We start from the raw sequence: 23401 nt of genomic DNA, 5'->3' as shown, positions 1-23401 counted from the left end.
ACCGGCCGGGCCCAGAACTGTCGCCGATCCCGGCGGCTCGGGGTCCGTCGACCTGCCCGCCGCCCGGGTGGACCGATGCCCGCACCGACCGCGGCCGGGCGGCCCCGCGCGTGGTCAGCGCAGCAGGCGGCCCTCCATGCCACCGGCGACGGTCACCGTTTCGCCGGTGACGTGGCCGGACAGCCGGTCGGAGGCGAGTACCACCGCGGCGGCGGCGACATCGGCCGGGCGACCCAGCTTGTCCAGCGCCATCGTCGCGGTGCGGGCCCGGACGAAGGCCGGATCACCGAGCCGGTCGGCGTTGCGTTCGGTCGCGGTCCAACCCGGCGCGACGACGTTGATCCGGCCGGCCGGCGCGATCCGGACGATCTCGTTCTTGAGGCTGCGTGCCAGGCCGGTCAGTGCCGCCTTGGCCGCCGCGTAGTCCGCGTGGTCAGCCTCGCCGAACTGGCCGGCGGTCGACCCGACCAGCACGATCGTCCCGACGCCGGTGGTTGCCACGTGCCGCAGGAAGGCGCGGCAGAGCAGGAACGTCGCGTCCAGGTTGGCCGCGATCGTGGCCCGCCAGCGGGCCGGATCCAGTTCCCACACCGGGGCTGCCGGCGCCGGGTACTTCCCGGCGTTCGCCACCAGGATCTCCAGCCCGCCCAGGCCCTCGACGGCCGCCGCGACCAGCCCGTCCACCTCGGCCTCGACGGTGAGGTCGGCGGCGAGTGCGACCCCGCCGTACCGGGTCGCGAGCTCCCGCGCCCGCGGCGGATCGGAGCGGTGGTGCACGCCGACCCGGGCGCCCTCGCCGGCGAACGCGGCGACGATCTCGCCGCCGATGCCGCCGGTCGCGCCCGTCACCAGTACCCGCTTGCCTGCCAGTCCCGTGTCCATGGGGCCACCGTACGGGCTGGCGCCGGGCGCACGATCTGCCCGCGGCGTTGACAGCGGGACGGCGAGGACATGTAATGAGCGCCAATCGCTTTTCGGACACGGCCGAAAAAGGTGTCGGCATGGTCAGAACATTCGCGGCCGGACTCGCGGCGATCCTGGCCACGGTGCTGGTGCCGGCCGCGGCGCCGGCCGACCCCGCCCACCCCACCACGGCGACCGCGGGAACCGCCGCCCCGTCGCCCGCCGCGGCCGGCAGCACCGCACCGCGGGTCGACGACCTCGGCGCCGGCGTCGTGTCGGCGCCGGTCACCGGCGCGGCCATCGACGGCGGCACGCTGTACCTGGTGACCCGCGGCCTGCAGCCCGCCGTCGTCGCCCGCTACGACCTGGCCACCCGCCGGGTCGTCGGACACGCCGAGCTGCCCACCGGTACCGGCGGGTGGGCCGCCGCGGTCGACCACGGCGCGGTGTACGCCGGCACGTACGGCGTCGCCGACATCCACCGGTACGACCCGACCACCGACACCGCCACCCGGCTCACCGGCCTCGGCACCGACACGTACGTGTTCGACCTGGCGGCGGCGCCGGACGGCACCCTGTACGCGGGCACCTACCCGTCCGGGAAGCTCTACGCCGTCGACCCCGACACCGGCGCGACCAGCGACCTCGGCCAGGCGAGCCCCGGGCAGCACTACGTGCGGTCGGTGGCGGTCGCCGACGACGGCACGGTCTACGCGGGCACCGGTGCGGCCGCCCGGCTCGTCGCGTACGACCCGGCGACCGGCCAGCGCCGCGAGATCCTCCCGGCCGAGCTGCGCGGTGAGGCGTTCGTCTACGACGTCGCGGTCACCGACGACCTGATCGCGGTCGGCACCGAGCCGTCCGGCAAGCTCGCCCTGATCGACCGGCACGACCCCGGCCGGTACACGATCGTCGACACCGGCGACCGCACCGTCGACGCGATCACCATCGACGGTGACTCGGTCTACCTGACCGCCCGCACCTCCGGCTCGGTCTACCGCTACCGGCGCGGTACCGGGACGCTGGAACGGCTCGGCACGCCGGTACCGCAGGACGAGACCCGCGGCGTGTTCGTCTCCGCGGGCCAGCTCGTCGGCGTCGCCGGCAGCGGCGAGGTGTGGACGCTGAACCCGGACACCGGGGCGACCACGGTGACCGATCTGGTCGCGGCCGGAATGCCGGCCGCCGCGGAACCGGCCCAGTCGGTCGCGGTCCAGGACGGCCGGTACGCCTATGTCGGCGGCAACTTCGGGCTGCAGGTCCACGACCTCGCGGCCGGTACCAGCCGGCGGGTCCGGGCGTTCGGTGAGCCGAAGCGGATCGTGCCCGTCGGCGGCCGGGCGTACCTCGGCGTCTACCCCGGCGGCTTCGTCGACACGTACGACCCGGTGACCCGCACGATGGCCCGCCGTGGCGCGCTCGGCGGCGGGCAGAACCGGCCACGGGCGATGACCTGGCTGCCCGACCGCGGGCAGCTCGCGATCGGCAGCCGCTCCGAGTACGGCACCGTCGGCGGCGCGTTCACCCTCTACGACGTGGCCAGCGACACCGCGCACCGGTACGACCCGGTGCCGGGGCAGGCGATCAGCGCGGTCACCGCACGCGGGCACGTCGGCTACCTGGGTTCGGAGATCGCCGCGGACGGCGTGCCGCCGACCGCGACCGAGGCGCAACTCGCCGCCGTCGACCTGGACACCGGGCGGACCCGGTGGCGCTGGACCGCGGTACCCGGTGCGACCGGCTGGTCCGACCTGTCGGCGCACGGCAACCGCCTGTACGGGCTGACCTCGGCCGGGCGGCTGGTCGTGGCGGATCCGGTCGACCGCCTCGTGCTCGCCAGCTACCAGCTGGCCGACGCCGGCGGCGGCCAGCTGTTCTGGCGGCACGGCACCCTGTACGGCGTCACCCGCAACACGCTGTTCCGGCTCACCGAGGCCGGGCCGGTCACCGTGGTCGGTGGGCTCGGCGGCGGTTGGTTCAACGAGCCGCAGGCCTCGTACGACCCGGTCGCCGACGTCGTCTACACGCTGCGCGGCACCGACCTGGTCCGCATCCGCCTCTGAGCGGCACCGGCAGCCCGGCCCCGTCGCCGCCCAGCCGGCGACGCCATCGGCGGCGATCCCGCGAGATGTCGCACGCCCCGGACGCCGGCGCCGACCGCACGGCGCTCAGGCGGTCGCCGGGGCCAGCGCCGAGGTCAGGTAGGTGAGGTCGGCCGGGCCGGTGTAGCGGATCGCGGCGAGGCCGGCGGCCCGGGCGCCGCGCACGTTGCGGTCGCTGTCGTCGACCAGCAGGCACAGCCGAGCCGGCACGCCGAGCCGGTCGCAGGCCGCCGCGTAGAACTCCGCGGACGGCTTCGCATGCCCGAGCTCGGACGAGTTGAGCACCCCGTCGAACTCGCCGGTCAGCCCCAGCTGAGCCAGGTCCGCGGCCAGCCAGTCGGTGGCGTTCGAGGCGAGCAGCACCGGCACCCCGGCGGACCGCACCGCGCGCACCGCGTCGAGCACCTCCGGCACCACCGCTCCCCGGTACGCCGACCAGGCAGCCACCGCCTGCTCGGCGCGCTGCCGGTCGTCGGTGGCGGCGGCGAGCGCGTCGGTGACCGAGGCGAGCCATTCGGCGTGACTGGCGCGACCGGTCAGCACCGCACGCAGCCGGTCCGGCTCGAACGCGAGGTCGGTGAGCATGCCGGCCGGCAGCCCGTGCGTCGCCGCCACCGCCTGCTCGTTCGCCGGGTCGAACCGGCGCAGCACGCCGTCCATGTCCAGCACCAGCGCCTGGCACCGCTCCCGCATCCGCTCTCCCACTCGCGCGCCCGGTGCCGCCCGAGCGCCGCACCGGCGGCAAGGCTAGCCGCTCCGACCACCGACCGCACCCCGGTCAACCGGCCTCGGCGAGGCGCTGGCTGATCACCTGGGTGACGCCGCCGCGCATGGTCACCCCGTACAGCGCGTCGGCGATCTCCATGGTGCGCTTCTGGTGGGTGATCACGATCAGCTGCGACTCCGCCTGCAACAGCCGCATCACGTCCAGCAGCCGCCCCAGGTTGACGTCGTCCAGCGCCGCCTCCACCTCGTCCATCACGTAGAACGGGCTGGGGCGGGCCCGGAAGATCGCGCACAACAGGGCGATCGCGGTCAGCGAGCGCTCCCCACCGGACAGCAGCGAGAGCCGCTTCACCTTCTTGTTCGGCGGCCGGGCCTCCACCTCGATACCGGTGGTGAGCAGGTCGTCCGGGTCGGTCAGCCGCAGCCGCCCCTCGCCGCCCGGGAACAGCACCGAGAACACCTTCTCGAACTCGCGGGCGGTGTCCTCGTAGGCGCTGCGGAACACCTCCAGGATCCGGTCGTCGACCTCCTTGACCACGGTCAGCAGGTCGCGCCGGGTGCCCTTCAGGTCCTCCAACTGCTCGGAGAGGAACTTGTACCGCTCCTCCAGCGCCGCGAACTCCTCCAACGCGAGCGGGTTCACCTTCCCCAGCAGGGCCAGCTCGCGTTCTCCCCGGGCGGCCCGCTTCTCCTGGGTGGCCCGGTCGAACAGGGCCGGCTGCGGTATCGGCTTCTCCGCCGCCTCCGCCGCGGCCACCTCGGCGGCGGTCGGCGGTACCGGCTGGTCCGGGCCGTACTCGCCGAGCAGCGTCTCGACGTCGATCGCGTACTCCTCGGCGGCCTTGGCCTCCAGCTGCTCGATGCGCATCCGCTGCTCGGCCCGGGCCACCTCGTCCCGGTGCAGCGCATCGGTCAGCCGCTCCAGCTCACCGCCCAGCTCACGCACCCGGGTACGGACCTCGGCCAGCTCGGCCTCGCGCCCGGTACGGGCGGCGGCGATCTGGTCGCGTTCGGTGGCCGCGGCGGTCAGCGACTCGCCGATGCGGTGCAGCGCGGCCTGGGCGGCGAGCGACACCGCCCGCGCGATCGTGGCACCGCGCTCCCGACGAGCCTTCCGGGCCGCGGCGCGTTCCCGGGCGGCGCGTTCCTGCGCGGCCTGCCGGGCCAGTCCGTCGGCACGGCCGGACAGCGCCCGGACCCGCTCCTCGGCGGTACGCACCGCCAGCCGCGCCTCCATCTCGGCCTGCCGGGACGGGCCGACCGCGGCGGCCAGCTCGTCGCGCCGGGTGGCGTCCGGTTCCTCGTCGGCCGGGGTCGCCTCGGCCAGCCGCAGCCGCTCCTCGAGCTCGGCCAACCCGGCCAGGTCGGCATCCCGGGCCTGCTCGGCCTTCTGCCGGGAGGTCTGCAACCGGTCCGCCTCGCCGCGCGCCGACCGGGCCGCGGCGCCGTACTCGGCGAGCTGCCGGGACACCGCGTGGCGCTGCTGCTCGGCCGACCGGCGCTGCTGCTCGGCCGCCTTCGCCGCCTCGCTCCGTTCGGCGACCACCGCGCGGGCCCGCTCCAGCTGCTCGCCCAGCTCCTCGACCCGCTGCTCGGCCTCGGCCCGGCGCTGCGCCGCCTCGTCGACCGCGGCCTGTACCTCGATGAAGCTCGGCGCCGACGACGATCCGCCGGCGGCGTGGTCGGCGCCGAGCACGTCGCCGTCCCGGCTGACCGCGCGCAGCTCCGGCCGGTCCGCGACCAGGCTGCGGGCCGCGGCGAGATCGTCGACCACCGCCGTGTCGCGCAGCAGTGCGGCGACCGCCGGCCGCAGCTCCACCGGCGCCTGCAGCACCTGCATCGCCCAGCGTGCCCCGCCAGGCAGCCCGCCGGTCGGCTCGGCGGCGCCGGAGTCGGTACCGACGAGCATCGTGGCCCGGCCGGCGTCGTCGGCCTTGAGCAGCTCGACCGCGGCGACCGCATGGTCGACCGCGCGGACCGCGACCGCGTCGGCGAACGGGCCGAGCGCCGCGGCGACCGCCGCCTCGTACCCGGACTCGACGGTGAGCAGGGCCGCGACACTGCCCAGCACGCCGGGCAGCCGGTCGGCACCGGCGGCGAGCAACGCGCCGGCACCGTCCTTGCGGCGCAGCCCCAGCGCGAGCGCCTCCTCCCGGGCCTTCCACTGGGCCGCCTCCCGCTCGGCGGCGCGCTCGGCGTCGGTGAGTTGCTTGACGCCCGCCTCGGCGTCCTGCCGGGCCTGCTTGGCGTCGGCGAGCCGCTGCGCCACCTCGGCGTCGTCGGAGTCGATGCCGTCGGCGCTCTCCTGCGCGACGGCGAGTTCCTCGGCGGCCGTCTCGTACCGCGCCTGCGCCTCGTCGAACGCCACCGACAGCCGCGCGATCTCGTCCTCCGCCGCGCGGGACCGGGTCCGCAGCGCGTTGACCTGGCCGGTCAGCTTCGCGAGACCCTCCCGCCGGTCGGCGACCGCCTTGGCCGCGGCGACCAGTTCGCGTTCCGCCCCGGCCAGCTCGGACTCGACCTGCTGCCGGTACTCGACCGTCTCGGCCAGCCGCGCCTTGTCCTCCTCCAGGGCCAGCCGCAGTTCGGTCTCCTGCTCGCGGACCCGCTCCGCCTCGTGCTCCAGCGCATCCGGGTCACGGCCGGTGCGCTCGTCGTCGCCGGCGGCGGACAGGAACCGCACCCGCTCGGCGGCGAGCTGGCTCGTCGAGCGGAACCGTTCCTGCAGCCCGGACAGCTTGTACCAGGTCTCCTGGGCGCGGGCGAGCACCGGCGCGTCGGCGGCCAGCGCCTGCTCCAGCTCGGTGAGCCGGCGCTGCGCGGAGCCGTGTTCGACCTCGATGCGTTCCCGGCTGGCGCGGATCGACTCCTCGTCGGAGACGTCCTTGCGCAACGCCCCGCGCACCGCGGACAGGTCGTCGGCCAGCAGCCGCAACCGGGCGTCGCGCAGGTCGGCCTGGATGCCGGCGGCCCGGCGGGCGATCTCGGCCTGCTTGCCGAGCGGCTTGAGCTGGCGGCGCAGCTCGCCGGTGAGGTCCTGGACCCGGTTCAGGTTGGCCTGCATCGCATCCAGCTTGCGCAGCGCCTTCTCCTTGCGCTTGCGGTGCTTCAGGACGCCGGCCGCCTCCTCGATGAACCCGCGCCGGTCCTCCGGCTTCGCGTGCAGCACCTGGTCGAGCTGGCCCTGGCCGACGATGACGTGCATCTCGCGACCGATGCCGGAGTCGGACAGCAGTTCCTGGATGTCGAGCAGCCGGCACCGGTCGCCGTTGATCTCGTACTCACCGTCGCCGGTGCGAAACAGCCGTCGGGTGATCGACACCTCGGTGTAGTCGATGGGCAGCGCCCCGTCGGAGTTGTCGATGGTCAGGGTGACCTCGGCGCGCCCGAGCGGGGCGCGGCCGGACGTACCGGCGAAGATCACGTCGTCCATCTTGCCGCCGCGCAGCGCCTTGGCGCCCTGCTCGCCGAGCACCCAGGCGATCGCGTCCACGACGTTGGACTTGCCCGAGCCGTTCGGGCCGACCACGCAGGTGACGCCGGGTTCCAGCTTCAGCGTCGTGGCGGTGGCGAACGACTTGAAGCCCTTCAGCGTGAGGCTCTTGAGATGCACTGGGCTGTCGATCCTCCATGGCGGGAACTGACCTGCGCGCGGCGCGACCTGCGCGTTCGGGCCTTCCGCCGGGCGTGCCGGGGAGAAAAGGCCCGAGTCGCAGGCTACCGTGCCGCACCACGCCCGATGAGCATGTGCGCACCTCCGGCGCGCCAGGGCGACACAGCGCGCACCTCCGGCGCGCCAGCGCAACACAGCGCGCACCTCCGGCGCGCCAGCGCAACACAGCGCGCACCTCCGGCGCGCCAGCGCAACACAGCGCGCACCTCCGGCGCGCCAGCGCAACACAGCGCGCACCTCCGGCGCGCCAGCGCAACACAGCGCGCACCTCCGGCGCGCCAAGGCGACACAGCGCGCACCCCCGGCGCGCCAAGGCGACACAACGCGTGCTCGGGCGCAGGGGCGATACAGCGCGTGTCTCCGGCGCAGGGGCGACAGCGCGTGCCGGGGCGCCGGCTCGCGGCCGAGTCCGAGGCGGGAGGGCCGCGACCCGCCGGGGAGCGCGAACCGGCCGGAAAGGGACGGACGCGCCGATACCGGTTCCGGTATCGGCGCGGTCTGCCCGGGTTCGCGCGACGGCGCGCCACCGCGCGAGACCGCACGACGGCGGACACGGCGGACGCGGGGTACCGATCCCGCGGCTACGGGCTCCATCGGGTACTGCGGTGGTGCGTGCGCTGATCGTCGGTGCGCGGTCCGTGCTTGTTCCGGCTCGGCCGGGCGCTGCGCCCGCATGCCGTCCGGGACGGGTCAGCGCCGGATCAGGTCAGCGCGGGTTCGGAGATCCGGAACAGATCGTCGGACTCCTGACTCGCCGCGGTCAGCCGGTCGTTCTCGGCCTGCAACCGCGCGGTCTCGAACTCGAGCGCCCGCACGCGGGCGCGCAGTCGGGTGACCTCGTCGATCAGGCGCCGATCCGGCGCATGACCGACGTGGCCGTAGAGGGCCTTCGCCATGGTGTCTCCTTGCGAATGCGTCGCCGGATGGCCGTAGATGCACACCCGCCACCGGATCGGCGAGACGGGCGGGTGCAGTGGCGACGTCCATATGGTGTGCCAGCACGGCCGACATCGTCAAGGATGTCATGAGTCTGGTGGGCTCAACTTCATCACCCCGTCGCAAATCCGGCCAGGTCGCCGCGTGCCCGCTCCACCCGTACCACCACGGCATCCACCCGCCCCGGGGCCTGTGGACCACCGAGCCAATCGGCCAGATCGTGACATGCAGCACGGTCCCCCTCCGCGACCACTTCGACCCGCCCATCGGGGAGGTTTCTGGCCCAACCGGACAGCCCCAGCGCCTCGGCCCGGGACCGGGTCCGGTAGCGGAACCCGACGCCCTGGACGAGGCCCCGCACCACGGCCACGACCCGAACCGACCCGCCGCGTCCGTCCGGCGTCACCGCGCTCATTCGATCGTCCATCACCGAGCCGAGAGTGGTCCTTATGCATACATAGAGTAGTCCAACGGTCTCGTTCCGGCGATGTTTGCCGGCCCGGTCACTCGCCCGATGCCGGCCTCCCGGCGAGCGACGCCGCGAGGCTCGCGGCCGCCTCGTCGGTGAGCGGCGCGTGCCCCAGGAGCAGCCGGTACCACAGCAGGCCGTAGGCCTGGTCGACCAGCACATCGAGGTTGGTGGCGGCGGGCAGCTCGGCGCGTTCCACCCCGCGCACCAGCAACGCGCGCAGGGCCTCCCGGCGCGCCTCGACGAAGCCCCTCAGTGCCGTCGCGGTATCCGGAGTCCGTTGTGCCGCAACGGCAAGTGCCCGCAGCGCGGTCGAGACCGGTGGCCGGCCGGCGCCCCGGAACGTGGCCGTGAGGAACGCGGTGAGGTCGCCGAGCAGGGTACCGGTGTCGGGAGCCGGCACCTGCACCGCGGCACTGTCGGCGAGCGCCTCCAGCAGGACCGCGTGCTTCCCGGACCACCAGCGGTAGATCGTCTGCTTGCCGACGCCCGCCTCGGCGGCGATGGCGTCGACCGTGGGCACCGCGTCGGACCGGGCGGCGGCCCGCAGCGCCGCGGCCAGGATCGCCCGCCGGGCGGCCTCGTTGCGGCGGCGCCCGGTGTGCGGCCGGCGGGTCGGGCCGGCATCGACGTGACTGGAATCTCCCGGCATGCTCGCACTGTACCCGTTGACGAGACGATTGGTCTCGGTAATGCTTTGTCGAGACGGTACGACTCGACAAATGGAAAGAGGCAACCGTGTCACTCACTGGTCAGCGCGCCCTCGTGATGGGCGGCAGTTCGGGCATCGGCGCCGCCACCGCGGAGCTGTTCGCCCAGCAGGGCGCCGACGTGGTGATCACCGGGCGCGACGAGACGAGGCTCGCCGCCGTCGCCGACCGCATCGGCGGCACCGCACACCGCCTCGACGCCACCGACCCCGACCTGGTCGCCGGTTTCTTCACCGCCCCCGACGAGTACGACCACCTGGTGCTGGCGCTCAGCGGCGCGGCCGGCGCCGGCCCGTTCGCCACCCTCGACCTTTCCGCGCTGCGGGACGGCTTCGAGCGCAAGTTCTGGGCGCACCTCGGCATCGCGCAGGCGGCGCTCCCCCGGCTGCGCGGCTCGATCACGTTCCTGACCGCGGCCTCGGCCCGCGCCGCGCTGCCCGGCACCGCCGGGCTGGCCGCGATCAACGGAGCGCTGGAGGCGATGATCCGCCCGCTCGCGGTGGAGCTCGCGCCGCTGCGGGTCAACGCGGTCTCCCCCGGCATCATCCGTACCCCGTGGTGGGACCAGGTGCCCGAAGCGGTGCGCGACGAGATGTTCGCCGCGCAGGAGAAGACGCTGCCGGTCGGTCGGATCGGCGCCGCCGGCGAGGTCGCCCAGGCGGTCCTGACCCTCGCCACCAACGGATTCGTCACCGGCAGCGTGCTGGAGGTCGCCGGCGGGGTGCACCTCGCCTCCGGCCGATAATCCCCGGATGAACCCCACCACGATCACGCCGGCGCGGCTGTCCGCCCTCAGCGACGGCATCATCGCGATCGCGGCCACCCTGCTGGTACTCGACATTCGTGCACCGGTCGCGGACGCCGCGGTGTGGCCGGCGCTGGGCCACGAGTGGCCGTCGCTGGCCGGCTACGTCGTCAGCTTCCTGATCATCGGGATCGCCTGGATCCACCACCACAACCTGTTCCACCAGGTCCGGGCCGTCGACCGGACGTTGCTGCTGCTCAACCTCGGCATGCTGCTGACGATCGGCTTCCTGCCGGTACCGACCGCCACCGTCGGCGAGCACCTCGTCGGTGGGCACGACGCGACCGGCGCCGCGGTCTTCTACGGCGCCGCGCTGACGCTGACCTCGATGTGGTTCACGCTGCTCTGGCAGCATCTGTACCGGCATCCGGAGCTGATGCACCCCGGCAGCGCCGACACCGCCCGCCGGGCCCGGCGCACCTCACTGGTCGGGCCCGCCGGGTACCTCGCGGCGACACTGCTCGCGCTGGCCACGCCGATCGGCTCGGTGCTGGTCGAGGCCGGCCTGGTGGTCTGGTTCGTCGTCGGCCGGGCCGCGCCGTCCGGCCGCACCGGGGCCCCGGCTACGGGTGCGGATGCCGCGGACGGGGCTGGCAGCGCGGGCAGCGGTACGACGAGCGGTTCATGAACGGCTCGCGGCGGATCGGCGTGCCGCACCGGTGGCACGGCTCGCCGTCCCGGCCGTACACGTCCAGGGACCGGTCGAAGTAGCCCGACTCGCCGTTGACGTTGACATACAGCGCGTCGAAGCTGGTGCCGCCGGCGCGCAGCGCGTCACCGAGCACCCCGCGCACGTCCGCGAGCAGCGCACGGACCGCCGGGCGGGTCATCGTGTCGGTCGCGCGGGCCCAGTGCAGCTTCGCCCGCCACAACGCCTCATCGGCATAGATGTTGCCGACCCCGGAGATCAGCGACTGGTCCAGCAGCGCCCGCTTGACGCCGGTACGGCGGCGGCGCAGCGCGGCGACGAACGCCTCGTCGTCGAACTCCGGGTCGACCGGGTCGCGGGCGATGTGCGCGATCTCGGCCGGCAGCTCGGCGCCACCGAGCCCGGCCCGGACCAGCCGGGCCAGCGACAGCCCGCCGAACGTGCGCTGGTCGACGAAACGCAGTTCGGTGCCGCCGTCGGCGAATTCGAGGCGGACCCGCAGGTGCTTCTCGTCCGGCTCGTCCGGCGGTTGCACCAGCAGCTGGCCGGACATGCCCAGATGGGCGAGGATCGCCTCGCCCGTCTCCGCGGTGTCGCCCGGCTCGACCGGGCCGTCCAACGGCAGCCACAGGTACTTGCCGCGGCGGCGGGCGTCGACGATGGTCCGGCCGGACAGCGCCGCGGTGAAGTGCTCGGCGCCGGGCGCGTGCCGGCGGATCGCCCGCGGGTGGCGCACCTCGACCCGTTCGATCCGCCGGCCGGCCACCCACTTCTGCAGACCGGCACGGACGGTCTCCACCTCGGGCAGCTCAGGCACCGGGCATCCCGGAGAGGTCGCGGTACGAAGGGCGGTCGGCGCCTGTCGGACTCGGCACGACGCGGCCCGCGTCGCCGGCACGAGCGCACTCCGCGCCGGTATGCACTCGCACCTCCGCCGTGGCGATCCCGCCCCGAGCCTCGACAGCCATCCCACGCCCTCCTGTTGCGACCGCTAGATCGTGTACGGCCAGACGGTGATCATGTACGCCCCGAACCAGCAGCCGACCAGGCTGATCGCCACCAGGCACGGCACCAGCACCCGGGTACGGGCGTGCAGCAGCGCCGCGCCGACCGGCAGCAGCGCGGACAGCACCGGTACCAGCAGCCGGGGTCGGGAGTTGAAGTAGCCCGAGGCGCCGGCGACCGTGCCGTAGGCCAGCAGGCCGTACAGCGCCATCGGCCACCAGTTGCCGTCGGTGCGATCCAGCAGCGCCCACAGCACCAGCACCCCGGTGAACACCAGCAGGAACGCGGTCGCCAGCTGGATGAAGCCGTCCGCGTTGCGGAACGTGTCGGCCACGAAGCGCAGGCTCGCCGCACCCCAGTCGACGCCGGTCCCCCAGCCCTGCGACTGCTCGACGAACCAGCCGTCGGTGCGGCCCAGCCGGTGTCCCACCCAGAGCCAGAAGCCGGGCACCGCGGCCAGCCCGGCCAGCGCCGCCACCACCGGGCGGACCCGCGGCGCACCGGCAAGCCGCCGGTCGGCCCACAGCCGGTACCCGGCGTAGCAGGCCAGCGCCACCGCGGCGGCCAGGCCGGTACTGCGGGTCAGGCCGGCAGCGACGGCGAACCCGCCGGCCAGCAGCCACTGTTGCCGGCGCAGGCACAGCAGCATGGCCAGCACCAGGGCGCAGAACAGCGCCTCCGAGTAGGCCATCGAGAACACCACCGACATCGGCTGCGCGCAGAACAGCACCGCGAGCACGTACCCGAACCGGGCGCCGCGCAGCTGCCGGCCCAGCAGGTGGATCAGCACCGTACCGGCGGCGCCGGCCAGCAGCGAGACCACCACGCCGGCGGCCGGGTAGGGCACCCCGAACAGCGCGACGAACCGTACGCACAGCGGGTAGCCCGGGAAGAACGCCAGCGTGTTGCCGATCAGGTGACCCGACCCGTCGTACTGCAGGGCGTGGTCGTAGCCGTCCCGGGCGATCCGCAGGAAGAAGTCGGCGTCCCAGATGGACAGCCGCGAGTACACCGTCTGGCCGGGCCGCGCGAGCAGCGCCAGCAGCACGAACTGCACCAGCCGGTTCGCCGCGAAGATCGCCACCGGCGCGAGCAGCTGCCGGATCACGAACTCCACGCGCGGCGACGGCCCGGTCGCCGACGCCGGCGGCGCCGCCGCGCCGACGTCGAGCTGCTCGGTCACGCCGACCCGGTCGACGCGCCGCCGGTGCCCCCCTCGGCACGGGCCGAGAGTTCCCGCCACGCCTGCTCGGCGGCGCGCTGTTCGGCCTCCTTCTTGCTTCGGCCGTTACCGGAGCCGAACCGCTCGCTGGCCACCACCGCCCACGCGGTGAACGTCTTCGCGTGGTCCGGCCCGTCCTCGGCCACCTCGTACTCGGGGACGCCGAGGCCCTGGTTCGCGGTCAGCTCCTGCAGGCTGGTCTTCCAGTCCAGGCCGGCGCCGCGTCGCGACGCGTCCGCCATCAGCGGGTCGAACAGCTTGTGCACCAGCACCGACGCGACGTCCGTGCCGTGCTCCAGGTAGACCGCGCCGAGCAGCGCCTCGGTGGTGTCGGCGAGGATGCTCGCCTTGTCCCGACCGCCGGTGGTCTCCTCACCCTTGCCGAGCCGCACGTACGCGCCGAGGCCGTGCGGGCCGAGACCGCGCGCCACCTCGGCCAGCGCGCGCATGTTGACCACCGAGGCGCGCAACTTCGCCAGCTGCCCCTCCGGCAGGTCGGGGTGGGTGCGGTACAGCGCGTCGGTCACGACCAGGCCGAGCACCGCGTCGCCGAGGAACTCCAGCCGCTCGTTGGTCGGCAGACCACCGTGCTCGTACGCGTACGAGCGGTGCGTCAGGGCCCGCTCCAACAGCGGCGGCGACAGCTCGACGCCCAGCGCCGCGGTCAGCTCGGTCGGTGTCGCGCTACTCATCGCGGCCTCCGGTCGTCATCTGCGGGACCTGTCGTCGCCTCATCGCCTCGCACACCTCCTGGCGCCCGGGTCAGCTCCCGGAACACTCGATCCATCCGCGCCACCCGATCGACCGTGTGCCCGGCGACCATCCGCGCGGCGAACCCGATCCCGGAGGCGACGTCCGACGCGTCCGCCGCACCGTGGCAGACCACCACCGACGCGGCCACTCCCAACAGCGCCGCGGCCCGCGGCACCCCATCGCCGTCGACCGGCGGGTCCGCGCCGTCCGGGCCGGCGTCGACGCCCGGGCCGCACCGCACCGCGCCGGCCACGGCCCGATCCGGCCGCAGACCGTCCGTACCGTGGTTCAGGCGCAGCGCACCGGCCGCCCCCCGACTCAGCCGCAGGGCGCCTTCGATGCCCTTGAGCAGGACGTTCCCGGTGAAACCGTCGGTGACCACCACGTCGGCCACACCGCCGACGGGCACGTCGTAGCCCTCCACCAGGCCCACGTAGTCGGTGTCCGGCGGCAGCACGCCCGCGGCCAGTTCCCGGTCGGCGGCGCGCCGCAACTCGTCGCCCACGCCCGGCTCGGTGCCGATGGACAGCAGCCCGACCCGCGGCCGGGCGACGCCGAGCGTGGCCGTCGCGTAGCCGGCGCCCAGGACGGCATGGCGGACCAGGTCGGCGGCGGTCAGGTCGGGCGCGGCGCCCACATCGAGCAGGATCAGCGGCCCGCGGGCCGCGGGCACGGTGACCGCGAGGGCCGGGCGGCGCAGCCCCGGGAAGCGTCCGCAGTGCGCCACCGCGGATCGCACCGCCGAACCGGTCGCGCCGGCGGACACCACCGCGTCCGCGCGTTCGGCGGAGACCAGCCGCACCGCGGCATGGACCGGCAGGGTGCCGTCGGTCTCGACCGGGACCGGTTCGGTCCGCTCCCGATGGGCAGCGGGAAGCCGGGCCAGCAGGTCGTCGAGGACGACCTGGGGACCCACCGGCAACAGCCGGAGCATGGGGTCGGCGTTCAGCGCCAGCAGAGCGCCGTCAACCACGACGGCGGGAGCATCGTCCCCGCCGAGGAGGTCGACGGCGATCCGCGCGGCACGCCGCTCGGATCGCGTCATGTCGCGGGCGGGTCAGACCTCCACGACCTGGCGGCCGTTGTAGGTGCCGCACACACCGCACGCCGCGTGCGGCAGCTTCGGCGACCGGCACTGCGGGCACGGCTGGGTGGCCACCGCGCTGGTCTTCCACTGGCTGCGGCGGGACCGCGTGTTGCTCCGCGACATCCGGCGCTTCGGAACGGCCACGTCACTCACTCCTGATGGTCTTCTCGTTGGATCGGGCACCGTGCACCGGGGCACACGGAATCGCTCGGGTCACCGAGCCGCCCAGCTATTGTCACCCATCGGGCGCCGACGACCACTGCCGGGTCGCCCGCAAGCGCTCGAACGGGGCCGCTGCGCCCCCGACCGACCGTGCCCGGGGCGCACCCCGGGCCCCGTTGGGCCGCCGCGGTCACGAATCGGCGAGTTTGTCTTTCAGCCCGGCGAGCGCCGACCACCGCGGATCGGTCGTCTGGTGGCCGTGGTCGGGCGGCAGGTCGGCCAGTGGCTGGCCGCACTGCGCACACAGGCCCGCGCAGTCCGGGCTGCACAGCGGGCTGGTCGGCAGCTCCAGCACGATGGCGTCCCGGATCACCGGCTCCAGGTCGGCCAGCTCGTCCTGCAGCCGGCGGACCTCGTCGGTGTCGGTGGTCTCGTCGGTGGTGCTGCCCGGGTAGGCGAACAACTCCCCGAGGTGCACCGTGATCGTGTCCGAGATCTCCTGCAGGCAGCGACCGCACTCGCCGCGCAGCGGCGCGGTCACCGTGCCGGAGACGAACACGCCCTCCGAGGCGGACTCCATCCGCAGATCCAGGTCGATCTCGGCGCCCTCGGGCACGCCGATCAGCGGCAGCCCGAGGTCGGCCGGCGCCGGCGCGGTGCGCACCACCTCGCGCATCTCCCCCGCGCCGCGGGGCAGCTCGCGGGTGGACAGCACCAGCGGCGACGTGGCGTCCGGCGGACGCGGCGTGCTTTCAGCCATGATGTCTCGGTCGACCTCGATCGTTCGGTGGACACCGGCGGGACCCGCCGGCACCGTGGAAGGCTACCCGCGGGCGCCGCGCAGCGTCGAACCGGTGAACGCCCGGCGCCACGCCCCGGGCCCCCAGCCGGGTGCCGGGGCCCGGTCAGGACAGCGACGACTCGGGCAACTCCTCGTCGTCCGGGGCGAACGAGCCGATCTCCCGCAGCGCGTGCATCTTGTCCCGGCCGCGTTCGATCGTGGCGAGCGACTTGGTCAACAACCGCTCGAAGTTGCCGAGGGTCGTGTCGACGTACTCCTCGCACTCCTCGCGCAGCCGCTGCGACTCCTCGCGGGCCTCGCCGACGATCCGGTTGGCCTCGTGCTCGGCGGAGACGGCGACCTCGTTGGCCGAGACCAGCCGGGCGTGCTCGGCCTCACCCTCGGTGATGATGCGCTCGGCCTCCCGCTGGCCCGCCGCGATGATCTTGTCGCGTTCCTCCAGCAGCGCCTGCGAACGGCGCAGTTCGCCCGGCAGTTCGGCCCGCAGCTCGTCGAGCATCGCGATGATCTCGCCGCGGTCGACCATGCAGTTGCGCGACGACATCGGCACCGATCGGGCGGACTCGACGTAGTTCATGATCTCGTCGATGCGCTCCAGCGGATCCAACCCGGTCACTTCCCTCCTGCCAGGCGCGGATCGCCTGCCTCTCGCTGGTACCGGTCGCGTCACCTGCCGGCGCGGCCGGGCCGCCGGGTCAGGCCGTACCGGGGCGCAGCCGCGCGGCGAGTCGCTGCGCCACCACGTCCGGAACGTGCGGTGACACGTCGCCGCCCCACTTCGCGACGTCCTTGACCAAACTTGACGACAGAAAAGAGTAAAGCGGGTTCGTGGCCATGAAGAGGGTTTCCACGCCGGCCAGCCCCAGGTTCATCTGAGACTGCTGCAGCTCGTAGTCGAAGTCGCTGACCGCGCGCAGGCCCTTGACGATCACCGAGATGCCGTGCGCGCGGCAGTAGTCCACGGTCAGCCCGGCGAACGAGTCGATCGTCACGTTCGGGTACTGCCGGGTGACCTCGGTGAGCATCTCGATGCGCTCGCCGACGTCGAACAGCCCGACCTTCGACTGGTTGACGAAGACCGCCACCACGACCTCGTCGTACAGGTTGGCCACCCGGCCGATGATGTCCAGATGCCCGTTCGTGACGGGATCGAACGACCCGGGGCAGATCGCACGCCTCATGATCGGCGACCGTACCAAAGGGTGGTCTCGCCGTAGCGGCGTCCGCGCCGGCCGGTGATCTCCTCCGGCCAGTCCGGCTCGGCGGTGCGGGTCGAGCGCTCCACCACCAGCACCCCGTCCGGCGCGAGCCAGTCGGCGGTGACGGCAGCCAGCACCGTGGTCAGCGTCTCCTGGGGCAGCGCGTACGGCGGGTCGGCGAAGACCAGGTCGTAGCGCTGCGCCGGGGGCCGTTCCAGCGCCCGGGCGACCGGACCGGCGACGATCCGGGCCGCGCCGCCGACCCCCAGCTGCGCGGCGTTGCGGCGCAGCACCGCCGCCGCCTTCGGATCGGACTCGACGAACAACGCGTACCCGCAGCCGCGGGACAGTGCCTCGAAGCCGACCGCGCCGGACCCGGCGTACAGGTCCAGCACCCGGGCGCCGGGCAGTTCCAGCAGCGTGCCGAGGGTGCTGAACAGCGCCTCGCGGACCCGATCGGAGGTCGGCCGGGTGGACTGCCCGGCCGGGACCGCCAGCCGGCGGCCGCCGAGGGCGCCGGCCACGATCCGGGTCACCGGCGCGCTCCGTGGGCATGCTGCACGGCGGTGACGGTACCCGGCTGGGTACCGTCGGCCGGGACCGCCCTGCCGCGACGATGTCGCCACCCTGCGTGTTCGATCACCGCCCGGCGGGCCGGCTACCCACCGGCCGCCTTCCGGCAGCTGGTTCCGGATGGTTAAGGTCGGGCGGCGAGGAGGTCGCGCGGATCGGGGCTGTGGGCGAGACCGAGTCCCGCCGCGCACCCCCCTCTCGCGCGGTCGCCGCAGCCCGTCGCGGCACCGCACCGCATGGCCAACCCGATCACCCCTGTCGCGGAGTACGCCTTGCCTGGCACTGACCTGGTGCGCCGGATACCGGCGCTGCTCGCCGCCCTGGCGGTCGGGCTGTTCGGCGCGCTCAGCTTCGCCGCGCCGGCCGCCGCAACCACCCATGCCGCGCCCGCCACCGCGACGCTGAGCTGCGAGAACGGCAAGGTCGCGGTGCGCTGGTCGATCCGCAACGGCTGGCCGGACGTGGCCGACGTCAGCGACGTGTCGAGCAAGCCGGCCGGCGTGGCGCTCGGCGGCACCGAGCTGGACGGCAAGGGCGACAAGATCATCGGCAAGCAGCTGGTGCCGACCTCCACCGAGACGGCGACGCTGAACTACACCGTGCGCTGGGCGGACCGCGCGACCGCCGCCCAGACCGCCAGCAAGACGATCCCCGGCGACGTGTGCTCGGAGCCGGCGCCCAAGTGCATCGAGGCGGCCGACGCGAGCTACCAGCACAGCTTCGACGGTACGAAGGGCACCGCCACCGTGGCGCTGCTGGCCGGCCAGAAGCTGTGCAAGGGCTCCAGCCAGGACTTCTCGCTGGCCAGCTACACGGCGACGAGCGCCGGTGGCGGCTACGCCTCCGCGCTGCCGCAGCAGCTGTTCCGACAGCAGACCCGCACGGTGAGCGCCCGGCACCCGTCGGTGACACTGCGGGTGGCGGTACCCGACTGCTACACCCAGGTGGTGCTGATCTGGGGCGATCGGGACGAGGTGCTCACCGACTTCCGGAAGGGCACACCCAGCTACGGAGCGAAGGTGCTCGGTCACGGCGGCGCCCCGGGCAACCGGTCCATCGGGCCGCTGGGCAGCTTCCACGGCGGCCGGACCGCCTGCGTGGTCAGCGTGACCGACTCCGCGTCACCGTCCGCGTCGGCCGCTCCGGCGCCGGTCCACTCCGCGCCGGCCAGCAGCGCCGCCGCCGCCGCCGGCAGCGCGAGCAGCCTGCCGGTCACCGGCGGGTCGCTGGCCGCGGTCATCGTGGCCGTCGTGGTACTGGCCGGCGGTGGGCTGGTGCTGTTCGTCACCGCCCGGCGCCGCCGCGTCTCCCCGACCGACCGCTGATGGTCGGTCGTCGGCAGCTTCGCACGGGCGGGCGCTGAGCTCGTGCGGGTCGAACCGATCACCCCGGCGCTACTGGTCGACCGGCTGGTGGCGCGCATCGACGGCATCGGCCCGGACCGTACCCGGGTGCTGCTGGACGGTGCGCCGCCGGCCCGGCCGGAGCAGCTCGCCACCGCACTGGCCGACCCGCTACGCGCCCGCGGCCGACCGGTGGTCGTGGTGCACGCCGCCGACTTCCTGCGCCCGGCGTCGCTGCGGCTGGAGTACGGGCGGCGCGACCCGGACAGCTACTACGACGGCTGGCTGGACGCGGCCGGGCTGGTCCGGGAGGTACTGGCGCCGCTCGGTCCGGACGGATCCGGGCGCTACCTGCCGACGCTGTGGGACGTCGACGCCGACCGGGCCACCCGGGCCCGCTACCGCGCGGCGCCGGCCGGCGCGGTACTGCTGCTCGAGGGCGACCTGCTGCTCGGGCGCGGGCTGCCGGCCGAGCTCACCGTGCACCTGGACGTCTCCCCGGCCGTACTGGCCCGGCGGCTCGACCCCGACGCCGCCTGGACGCTCGACGCGTACCGCCGGTATGCCGAGGAGGTGGCGCCGCGCGGCACCGCGGACGTCGCGGTGCGCTACGACGACCCCGACCATCCCGCCCTGATCGTCGGCTGACCGGCAGGGCCGCCGGATCACGGCCGTGCCTGGCACCGCCGATGCGGCCCGGCGACGGGGCCGGGCCGGTGCGCCGCCGCCGGTCGGTGCCGTGCGGCGGCCCGGTCAGCCCTTCTCCAGGTATTCGGCGCGGTCCTCGTCGACGAGGGCGGCGACCGCCTCGGCCAGCAGCGGATGCTCGGCCAGGTCGCGGTCGTCCTCGATGACGCGGATCGCCTCGTCCCGCGCCTGCGCGATCAGCTTCGCGTCGCGCAACAGCGACAGCAGCCGCAGGTGCGAGCGGCGACCGGACTGTGCGGCGCCGAGCACGTCGCCCTCCCGCCGCTGCTCCAGGTCGAGCTCGGCGAGCCGGAACCCGTCCACCGTGGAGGCGACCGCGGTGAGCCGCTCGTGCGCCGGCGACTCCGGCGCCGCCTCGCTCACCAGCAGGCACAACCCGGGCGCGGCACCACGGCCGACCCGGCCGCGCAACTGGTGCAGCTGCGAGACGCCGAACCGGTCGGCGTCGAGCACCACCATCGCCGTCGCGTTCGGCACGTCGACGCCGACCTCGATCACCGTGGTCGCCACCAGCACGTCCAGCTCGCCGGCGGCGAACGCGCGCATCACCGCGTCCTTCTGGTCGGCCGGCAGCCGGCCGGTGAGCTGGCCGACCCGCAGCCCGGCCAGCGGCCCGTCGGCGAGCTGCGGAGCCACCTCGGCCACGCCGAGCGGGGGTCGGCGTTCGTCCTCGGCCGGCGGGCCCTCCTCCGGCGCGTCCTCGTCGGTGGGATCGGTGCCGATCCGTGGACACACCACGTAGGCCTGGTGACCGGCGGCGACCTCCTCGCGCACCCGGGCCCAGGTGCGCTCCATCCAGCGCTCCCGGTTGCCAGGTACGACGTGGGTCGTGATCGGTGACCGGCCGCGCGGCAGCTCGGTCAGCGACGACACCGACAGGTCGCCGAACACCGTCATCGCCACCGTGCGCGGGATCGGGGTGGCGGTCATCACCAGTACGTGTGGCGGCTGGGTCGCCTTGTCCCGCAACGCATCGCGCTGCTCGACGCCGAACCGGTGCTGCTCGTCGACCACGATCAGGCCCAGGTCGGCGAACTCGACTCCCTGGTAGAGCAGCGCGTGCGTGCCGACCACGATGCCGGCGGAGCCGGCCGCGATGTCGGCGAGCACCCGGCGCCGGGCCGCCGCCGGCAGCGACCCGGTCAGCAGCGCCAGGCCGGTCGCGCCGGCGCTGTCGTCGGTCAGCGGCAGCTCCCCGTCGGCCGGCGCCGGGCCGGTCCGGGCGAGGTCGCCGAGCAGCGCGGCCAGGCCGCGGTGGTGCTGCGCGGCCAGCACCTCGGTCGGCGCCAGCAGCACCGCCTGCCCGCCGGAGTCGACCACCTGCAGCATCGCCCGCAGCGCGCACACCGTCTTGCCGGAGCCGACCTCGCCCTGCAGCAGCCGGTGCATCGGATGCGGGCGGCCCAGGTCGGTGGCGACCTCCTCGCCGACCGCGAGCTGCCCGTCGGTCAGTTGGTAGGGCAGTCGGGCGTCGAACGCGGTGAGCACCCCGTCGGCGCGCCGGGGCCGCTGCACCGCCGGCCAGTCCGCCGCCCGCGCCTTGCGCTGCACCAGGGTCAACTGCAGCGCGAACGCCTCGTCGAAGGTCAGCCGGCGCCGGGCCGCGGCACGCGCCTCCCAGCTGCTGGGCCGGTGGATGTCGTGCAGCGCGGCGGCCAGCCCGACCAGCTCGTGCTCGGCGCGCAGCGGCTCGGGCAGCGGATCCGGCGGCGGCTCCAGGATGTCCAGCGCGACCCGCACGCAGCGGGCGATCGTCCAGCTCGGCATCGTCGCCGCGGCCGGATAGACCGGGATCAGCGCGCCGAGGAACTCCTCGATCTCGGTGTTGTCCTGGGCGCCCTCGCCCGGGTCGGACAGCAGCTGGAAGTCGGGCCCGTTGAGCTGCCGCTTGCCGCGGAACTCGGTGACCTTGCCGGCGAACAGCCCCCAGCGCCCGACGGTCAGCTGGCGCTGCCGCCAGGCCTGGTTGAAGAACGTCAGGGTCAGCGTGCGCTGCCCGTCGCCGACGGTGACCTCCAGCAGCTTGCCGCGCCGCTGCCGCATCGGCCGCACGTTCACCCGCTGTACCTGGGCGAGCACCGTGACCTGGTCACCGACCTGCAACGCGGACAGGTCGGTGTGCTCGCCGCGCTCGGCGTACCGGCGCGGAAAGTGGTAGAGCAGGTCACCCACCGTGGCCAGGCCGAGCGTCTCGGACAGCGCGGCGGCGGTCTTGTCGCCGAGCACCTTGCCCAGCGGCGTGCTCAAGGTCGCCATCCGGCAACCCTAACCAGGCGCACCGACAGCCCCGGCGGCGCCGGGGCTGTCGGCGGTCAGGGCTTGGGCGTCAGGGTGCCGGCCGCCTTGCGCATCTGCTTGTTCAGCTCGTCGTGGCCGTCCGGGACCGAACCCCAGAAGCCGGCCGCGGTGCCGTCACCGCAGTCGAGCACGGCGATTACGACGTACTCGCTGGTCTTCTTGCCGGCCGAGCTGGTGTAGGCGACGTCGAACGCCCACAGCCAGGCCTTCCGGCCGAGCTGCGTGAGCTGCTCGTCCTTGTGATCGACGCTGGCGTCGACCTTGGCGCCGGAGCCGTAGTAGCCCTTCAGGATCGAGGTGGCCAGGTCGGACTTGACGCTCTTCAGATCCTTCGGGCCGCTGTAGTCGAAGTTGCTGGCCAGCTTGCCCAGCTGCATCGTGGCGTACACGTTGGTGTCGATCTTGACCGACTGGCCGACCGGGCTCTGCAACTCCTTCGCCGCCGGCGCCACCGAGTCGACCCACGGCGAGCCGGCCTTCGTGAAGCCCCAGCCGGTCGCCGAGTCGATGATCTTGTTGCCGTGCACGCCGTCGTCGGACGGGCCGGGCGACGGCTTCGCGGTGGCGCTGGTCGACGGTCGCGCGCTCGCGCTCGAACTCGGGTCCGCGGCCGGCGGCTTCTTGTCCTTGCCGGTGGAGACCAGGGCCACCACCGCGACGATGGCGAGCACCAGCACCAGGGCGCCGCCACCGACGAACAACCACGGTGCGATCGAGCGCTTCTTCGCCGGCACCGGCCCACCCGGTGGCGGGAACCCGCCCGTACCGGGCTGGTAGCCGGCGGGCGGCCCGCTCGGTTGGTAACCGGCCGGTGGCCCGCTCGGCGGCGCCATCCCCGGCGCCAGTGGCGCCCCGTACGGCGGGGGCTGCGCGCCGGGCTGCGGGGGCTGCGAGTACTGCGGAGGCTGCTGCTGCCAGCCGGTGTCGAGCGAGTACTGCTCGAAGCCGGACGGCTCGTCGCCGGCGGACGGCGCCCCCGACGGCGGGGCGGGCGCCGGCCCGAACGGGTCGGCGCCGGCGCCCGAGTACGGCTGCTGCGCTGGTTGGCCCTGCGGCGGCTGATCGGGCCAGCCACCGGGCGACTGCGGCGGGTAGGTCACGACCGGAGGGTAAGCGGTCGCGCCCAACAGGACGCCGGTGAGGTCCAGTTACCACGGTGCGCGCAAACGGGTGCACATCGGGTGACATCGCCGCCGGCCAGTGGCCGGTTCTGCCGACCGGACCACGGCGACGGATCGCGGAGGCGGGATGCGGAACGCGGTCCGGGCCGTCCCCG

At 74.3% G+C, this 23401-nt stretch carries 22 protein-coding genes; 5 read left to right on the top strand and 17 right to left on the bottom strand.

Translation table 11 applies throughout. From position 1 onward, the window contains the following. Positions 1–114: 114 nt before the first annotated feature. Positions 115–882, bottom strand: coding sequence for an SDR family NAD(P)-dependent oxidoreductase (locus tag Athai_RS11195; protein ID WP_203961443.1), 768 nt, complete (start codon positions 880–882; stop codon positions 115–117). Positions 883–1001: 119 nt separating this feature from the next. On the opposite strand from Athai_RS11195, the gene Athai_RS11190 reads away from it, so the two are divergent. Next, positions 1002–2966 carry an NHL repeat-containing protein gene (locus Athai_RS11190; RefSeq protein WP_203961442.1) on the top strand — a complete coding sequence of 655 codons (1965 nt, stop codon included), beginning with the start codon at positions 1002–1004 and terminating at the stop codon, positions 2964–2966. Positions 2967–3071: 105 nt separating this feature from the next. On the opposite strand, the gene Athai_RS11185 is transcribed toward Athai_RS11190, so the two are convergent. The 5 genes from Athai_RS11185 to Athai_RS11165 all read right to left on the bottom strand — a co-directional run bounded on the left by Athai_RS11185 (position 3072) and on the right by Athai_RS11165 (position 9461). Then, complete coding sequence (locus Athai_RS11185; RefSeq protein WP_203961441.1) at positions 3072–3698, bottom strand: HAD family hydrolase; 627 nt, start codon at positions 3696–3698, stop codon at positions 3072–3074. An 85-nt stretch (positions 3699–3783) separates the two neighbouring features. Beyond that, on the bottom strand, positions 3784–7344 hold the full coding sequence (smc, locus tag Athai_RS11180) for a chromosome segregation protein SMC (RefSeq protein ID WP_203961440.1): 3561 nt from the start codon (positions 7342–7344) through the stop codon (positions 3784–3786). 761 nt (positions 7345–8105) lie between these two features. Then, positions 8106–8300 carry a hypothetical protein gene (locus Athai_RS11175; protein ID WP_203961439.1) on the bottom strand — a complete coding sequence of 65 codons (195 nt, stop codon included), beginning with the start codon at positions 8298–8300 and terminating at the stop codon, positions 8106–8108. Positions 8301–8452: 152 nt separating this feature from the next. Continuing rightward, positions 8453–8755 carry an acylphosphatase gene (locus Athai_RS11170; protein WP_203961438.1) on the bottom strand — a complete coding sequence of 101 codons (303 nt, stop codon included), beginning with the start codon at positions 8753–8755 and terminating at the stop codon, positions 8453–8455. 88 nt (positions 8756–8843) lie between these two features. Then, complete coding sequence (locus Athai_RS11165; protein WP_203961437.1) at positions 8844–9461, bottom strand: TetR/AcrR family transcriptional regulator; 618 nt, start codon at positions 9459–9461, stop codon at positions 8844–8846. 86 nt (positions 9462–9547) lie between these two features. On the opposite strand from Athai_RS11165, the gene Athai_RS11160 reads away from it, so the two are divergent. Together Athai_RS11160 and Athai_RS11155 are read left to right on the top strand one after the other, a co-directional pair. After that, positions 9548–10264 carry an SDR family oxidoreductase gene (locus tag Athai_RS11160; RefSeq protein WP_239156869.1) on the top strand — a complete coding sequence of 239 codons (717 nt, stop codon included), beginning with the start codon at positions 9548–9550 and terminating at the stop codon, positions 10262–10264. 7 nt (positions 10265–10271) lie between these two features. Then, positions 10272–10952, top strand: a complete 681-nt coding sequence (locus tag Athai_RS11155) for a TMEM175 family protein (RefSeq protein WP_203961436.1) — start codon at positions 10272–10274, stop codon at positions 10950–10952. On the opposite strand, the gene mutM is transcribed toward Athai_RS11155, so the two are convergent. The 9 genes from mutM to rsmD form a co-directional block, all read right to left on the bottom strand. Beyond that, positions 10888–11790 carry a bifunctional DNA-formamidopyrimidine glycosylase/DNA-(apurinic or apyrimidinic site) lyase gene (mutM, locus tag Athai_RS11150; RefSeq protein WP_203961435.1) on the bottom strand — a complete coding sequence of 301 codons (903 nt, stop codon included), beginning with the start codon at positions 11788–11790 and terminating at the stop codon, positions 10888–10890. The two genes, Athai_RS11155 and mutM, sit on opposite strands and share 65 nt — an antisense overlap. A 174-nt stretch (positions 11791–11964) precedes the next feature. Then, a complete protein-coding gene (locus Athai_RS11145) occupies positions 11965–13161 on the bottom strand; it encodes a mannosyltransferase family protein (protein WP_203961434.1) in 1197 nt (398 codons plus the stop codon). After that, positions 13158–13892, bottom strand: coding sequence for a ribonuclease III (gene rnc / locus Athai_RS11140; RefSeq protein WP_203961433.1), 735 nt, complete (start codon positions 13890–13892; stop codon positions 13158–13160). The genes Athai_RS11145 and rnc overlap by 4 nt, the downstream gene beginning before the upstream one ends. Then, entirely contained in the window at positions 13889–14998 is a 1110-nt protein-coding gene (locus tag Athai_RS34065; protein WP_420829772.1) for a phosphate acyltransferase PlsX, read from the bottom strand. Before Athai_RS34065 ends, rnc begins: the two co-directional genes overlap by 4 nt. Before the next feature lie 12 nt (positions 14999–15010). Then, positions 15011–15184 carry a 50S ribosomal protein L32 gene (gene rpmF, locus Athai_RS11130; protein ID WP_203961432.1) on the bottom strand — a complete coding sequence of 58 codons (174 nt, stop codon included), beginning with the start codon at positions 15182–15184 and terminating at the stop codon, positions 15011–15013. Between the two features lie 208 nt (positions 15185–15392). Then, positions 15393–15962 (bottom strand): YceD family protein, encoded by a 570-nt coding sequence (locus tag Athai_RS11125; RefSeq protein ID WP_203961431.1) that lies wholly within the window; start codon positions 15960–15962, stop codon positions 15393–15395. Positions 15963–16107: 145 nt separating this feature from the next. Continuing rightward, on the bottom strand, positions 16108–16611 hold the full coding sequence (locus tag Athai_RS11120) for an ATP synthase subunit B family protein (RefSeq protein ID WP_203965526.1): 504 nt from the start codon (positions 16609–16611) through the stop codon (positions 16108–16110). An 88-nt stretch (positions 16612–16699) separates the two neighbouring features. Next, entirely contained in the window at positions 16700–17185 is a 486-nt protein-coding gene (gene coaD, locus Athai_RS11115) for a pantetheine-phosphate adenylyltransferase (RefSeq protein ID WP_203961430.1), read from the bottom strand. Then, the gene (rsmD, locus tag Athai_RS11110; protein ID WP_203961429.1) at positions 17182–17739 is read right to left on the bottom strand and encodes a 16S rRNA (guanine(966)-N(2))-methyltransferase RsmD; all 558 of its coding nucleotides are present in this window, start codon (positions 17737–17739) and stop codon (positions 17182–17184) included. Before rsmD ends, coaD begins: the two co-directional genes overlap by 4 nt. Before the next feature lie 309 nt (positions 17740–18048). Between rsmD and Athai_RS11105 the strand changes: the two genes are divergently transcribed. Together Athai_RS11105 and Athai_RS11100 are read left to right on the top strand one after the other, a co-directional pair. Then, the gene (locus tag Athai_RS11105; protein ID WP_203961428.1) at positions 18049–19101 is read left to right on the top strand and encodes a hypothetical protein; all 1053 of its coding nucleotides are present in this window, start codon (positions 18049–18051) and stop codon (positions 19099–19101) included. 42 nt (positions 19102–19143) lie between these two features. Next, positions 19144–19767 (top strand): nucleoside/nucleotide kinase family protein, encoded by a 624-nt coding sequence (locus Athai_RS11100; RefSeq protein ID WP_203961427.1) that lies wholly within the window; start codon positions 19144–19146, stop codon positions 19765–19767. Positions 19768–19872: 105 nt separating this feature from the next. Here the strand turns inward: Athai_RS11100 and recG are convergent, their stop codons facing one another. Together recG and Athai_RS11090 are read right to left on the bottom strand one after the other, a co-directional pair. Beyond that, a complete protein-coding gene (recG, locus tag Athai_RS11095) occupies positions 19873–22083 on the bottom strand; it encodes an ATP-dependent DNA helicase RecG (protein WP_203961426.1) in 2211 nt (736 codons plus the stop codon). Between the two features lie 56 nt (positions 22084–22139). Continuing rightward, entirely contained in the window at positions 22140–23225 is a 1086-nt protein-coding gene (locus Athai_RS11090; protein WP_203961425.1) for a hypothetical protein, read from the bottom strand. Between the last annotated feature and the right edge of the window lie 176 nt (positions 23226–23401).

Origin of the sequence: Actinocatenispora thailandica (assembly GCF_016865425.1) — a bacterium.
Classification (GTDB): domain Bacteria; phylum Actinomycetota; class Actinomycetes; order Mycobacteriales; family Micromonosporaceae; genus Actinocatenispora; species Actinocatenispora thailandica.
The sequence above is the reverse complement of the archived record's forward strand: the minus strand, read 5'-3'. Positions and strand labels throughout refer to the sequence as shown.

Excerpts from the sequence above, each read along its gene's own strand:
- Athai_RS11195 (WP_203961443.1), bottom strand. The coding sequence starts at position 882 with ATGGACACGGGACTGGCAGGCAAGCGGGTACTGGTGACGGGCGCGACC.
- Athai_RS11190 (WP_203961442.1), top strand. The coding sequence starts at position 1,002 with ATGGTCAGAACATTCGCGGCCGGACTCGCGGCGATCCTGGCCACGGTG.
- Athai_RS11185 (WP_203961441.1), bottom strand. The coding sequence starts at position 3,698 with ATGCGGGAGCGGTGCCAGGCGCTGGTGCTGGACATGGACGGCGTGCTG.
- Athai_RS11175 (WP_203961439.1), bottom strand. The coding sequence starts at position 8,300 with ATGGCGAAGGCCCTCTACGGCCACGTCGGTCATGCGCCGGATCGGCGC.
- Athai_RS11170 (WP_203961438.1), bottom strand. The coding sequence starts at position 8,755 with ATGAGCGCGGTGACGCCGGACGGACGCGGCGGGTCGGTTCGGGTCGTG.
- Athai_RS11165 (WP_203961437.1), bottom strand. The coding sequence starts at position 9,461 with ATGCCGGGAGATTCCAGTCACGTCGATGCCGGCCCGACCCGCCGGCCG.
- Athai_RS11155 (WP_203961436.1), top strand. The coding sequence starts at position 10,272 with ATGAACCCCACCACGATCACGCCGGCGCGGCTGTCCGCCCTCAGCGAC.
- rnc (WP_203961433.1), bottom strand. The coding sequence starts at position 13,892 with ATGAGTAGCGCGACACCGACCGAGCTGACCGCGGCGCTGGGCGTCGAG.
- Athai_RS34065 (WP_420829772.1), bottom strand. The coding sequence starts at position 14,998 with ATGACGCGATCCGAGCGGCGTGCCGCGCGGATCGCCGTCGACCTCCTC.
- Athai_RS11125 (WP_203961431.1), bottom strand. The coding sequence starts at position 15,962 with ATGGCTGAAAGCACGCCGCGTCCGCCGGACGCCACGTCGCCGCTGGTG.
- coaD (WP_203961430.1), bottom strand. The coding sequence starts at position 17,185 with ATGAGGCGTGCGATCTGCCCCGGGTCGTTCGATCCCGTCACGAACGGG.
- recG (WP_203961426.1), bottom strand. The coding sequence starts at position 22,083 with ATGGCGACCTTGAGCACGCCGCTGGGCAAGGTGCTCGGCGACAAGACC.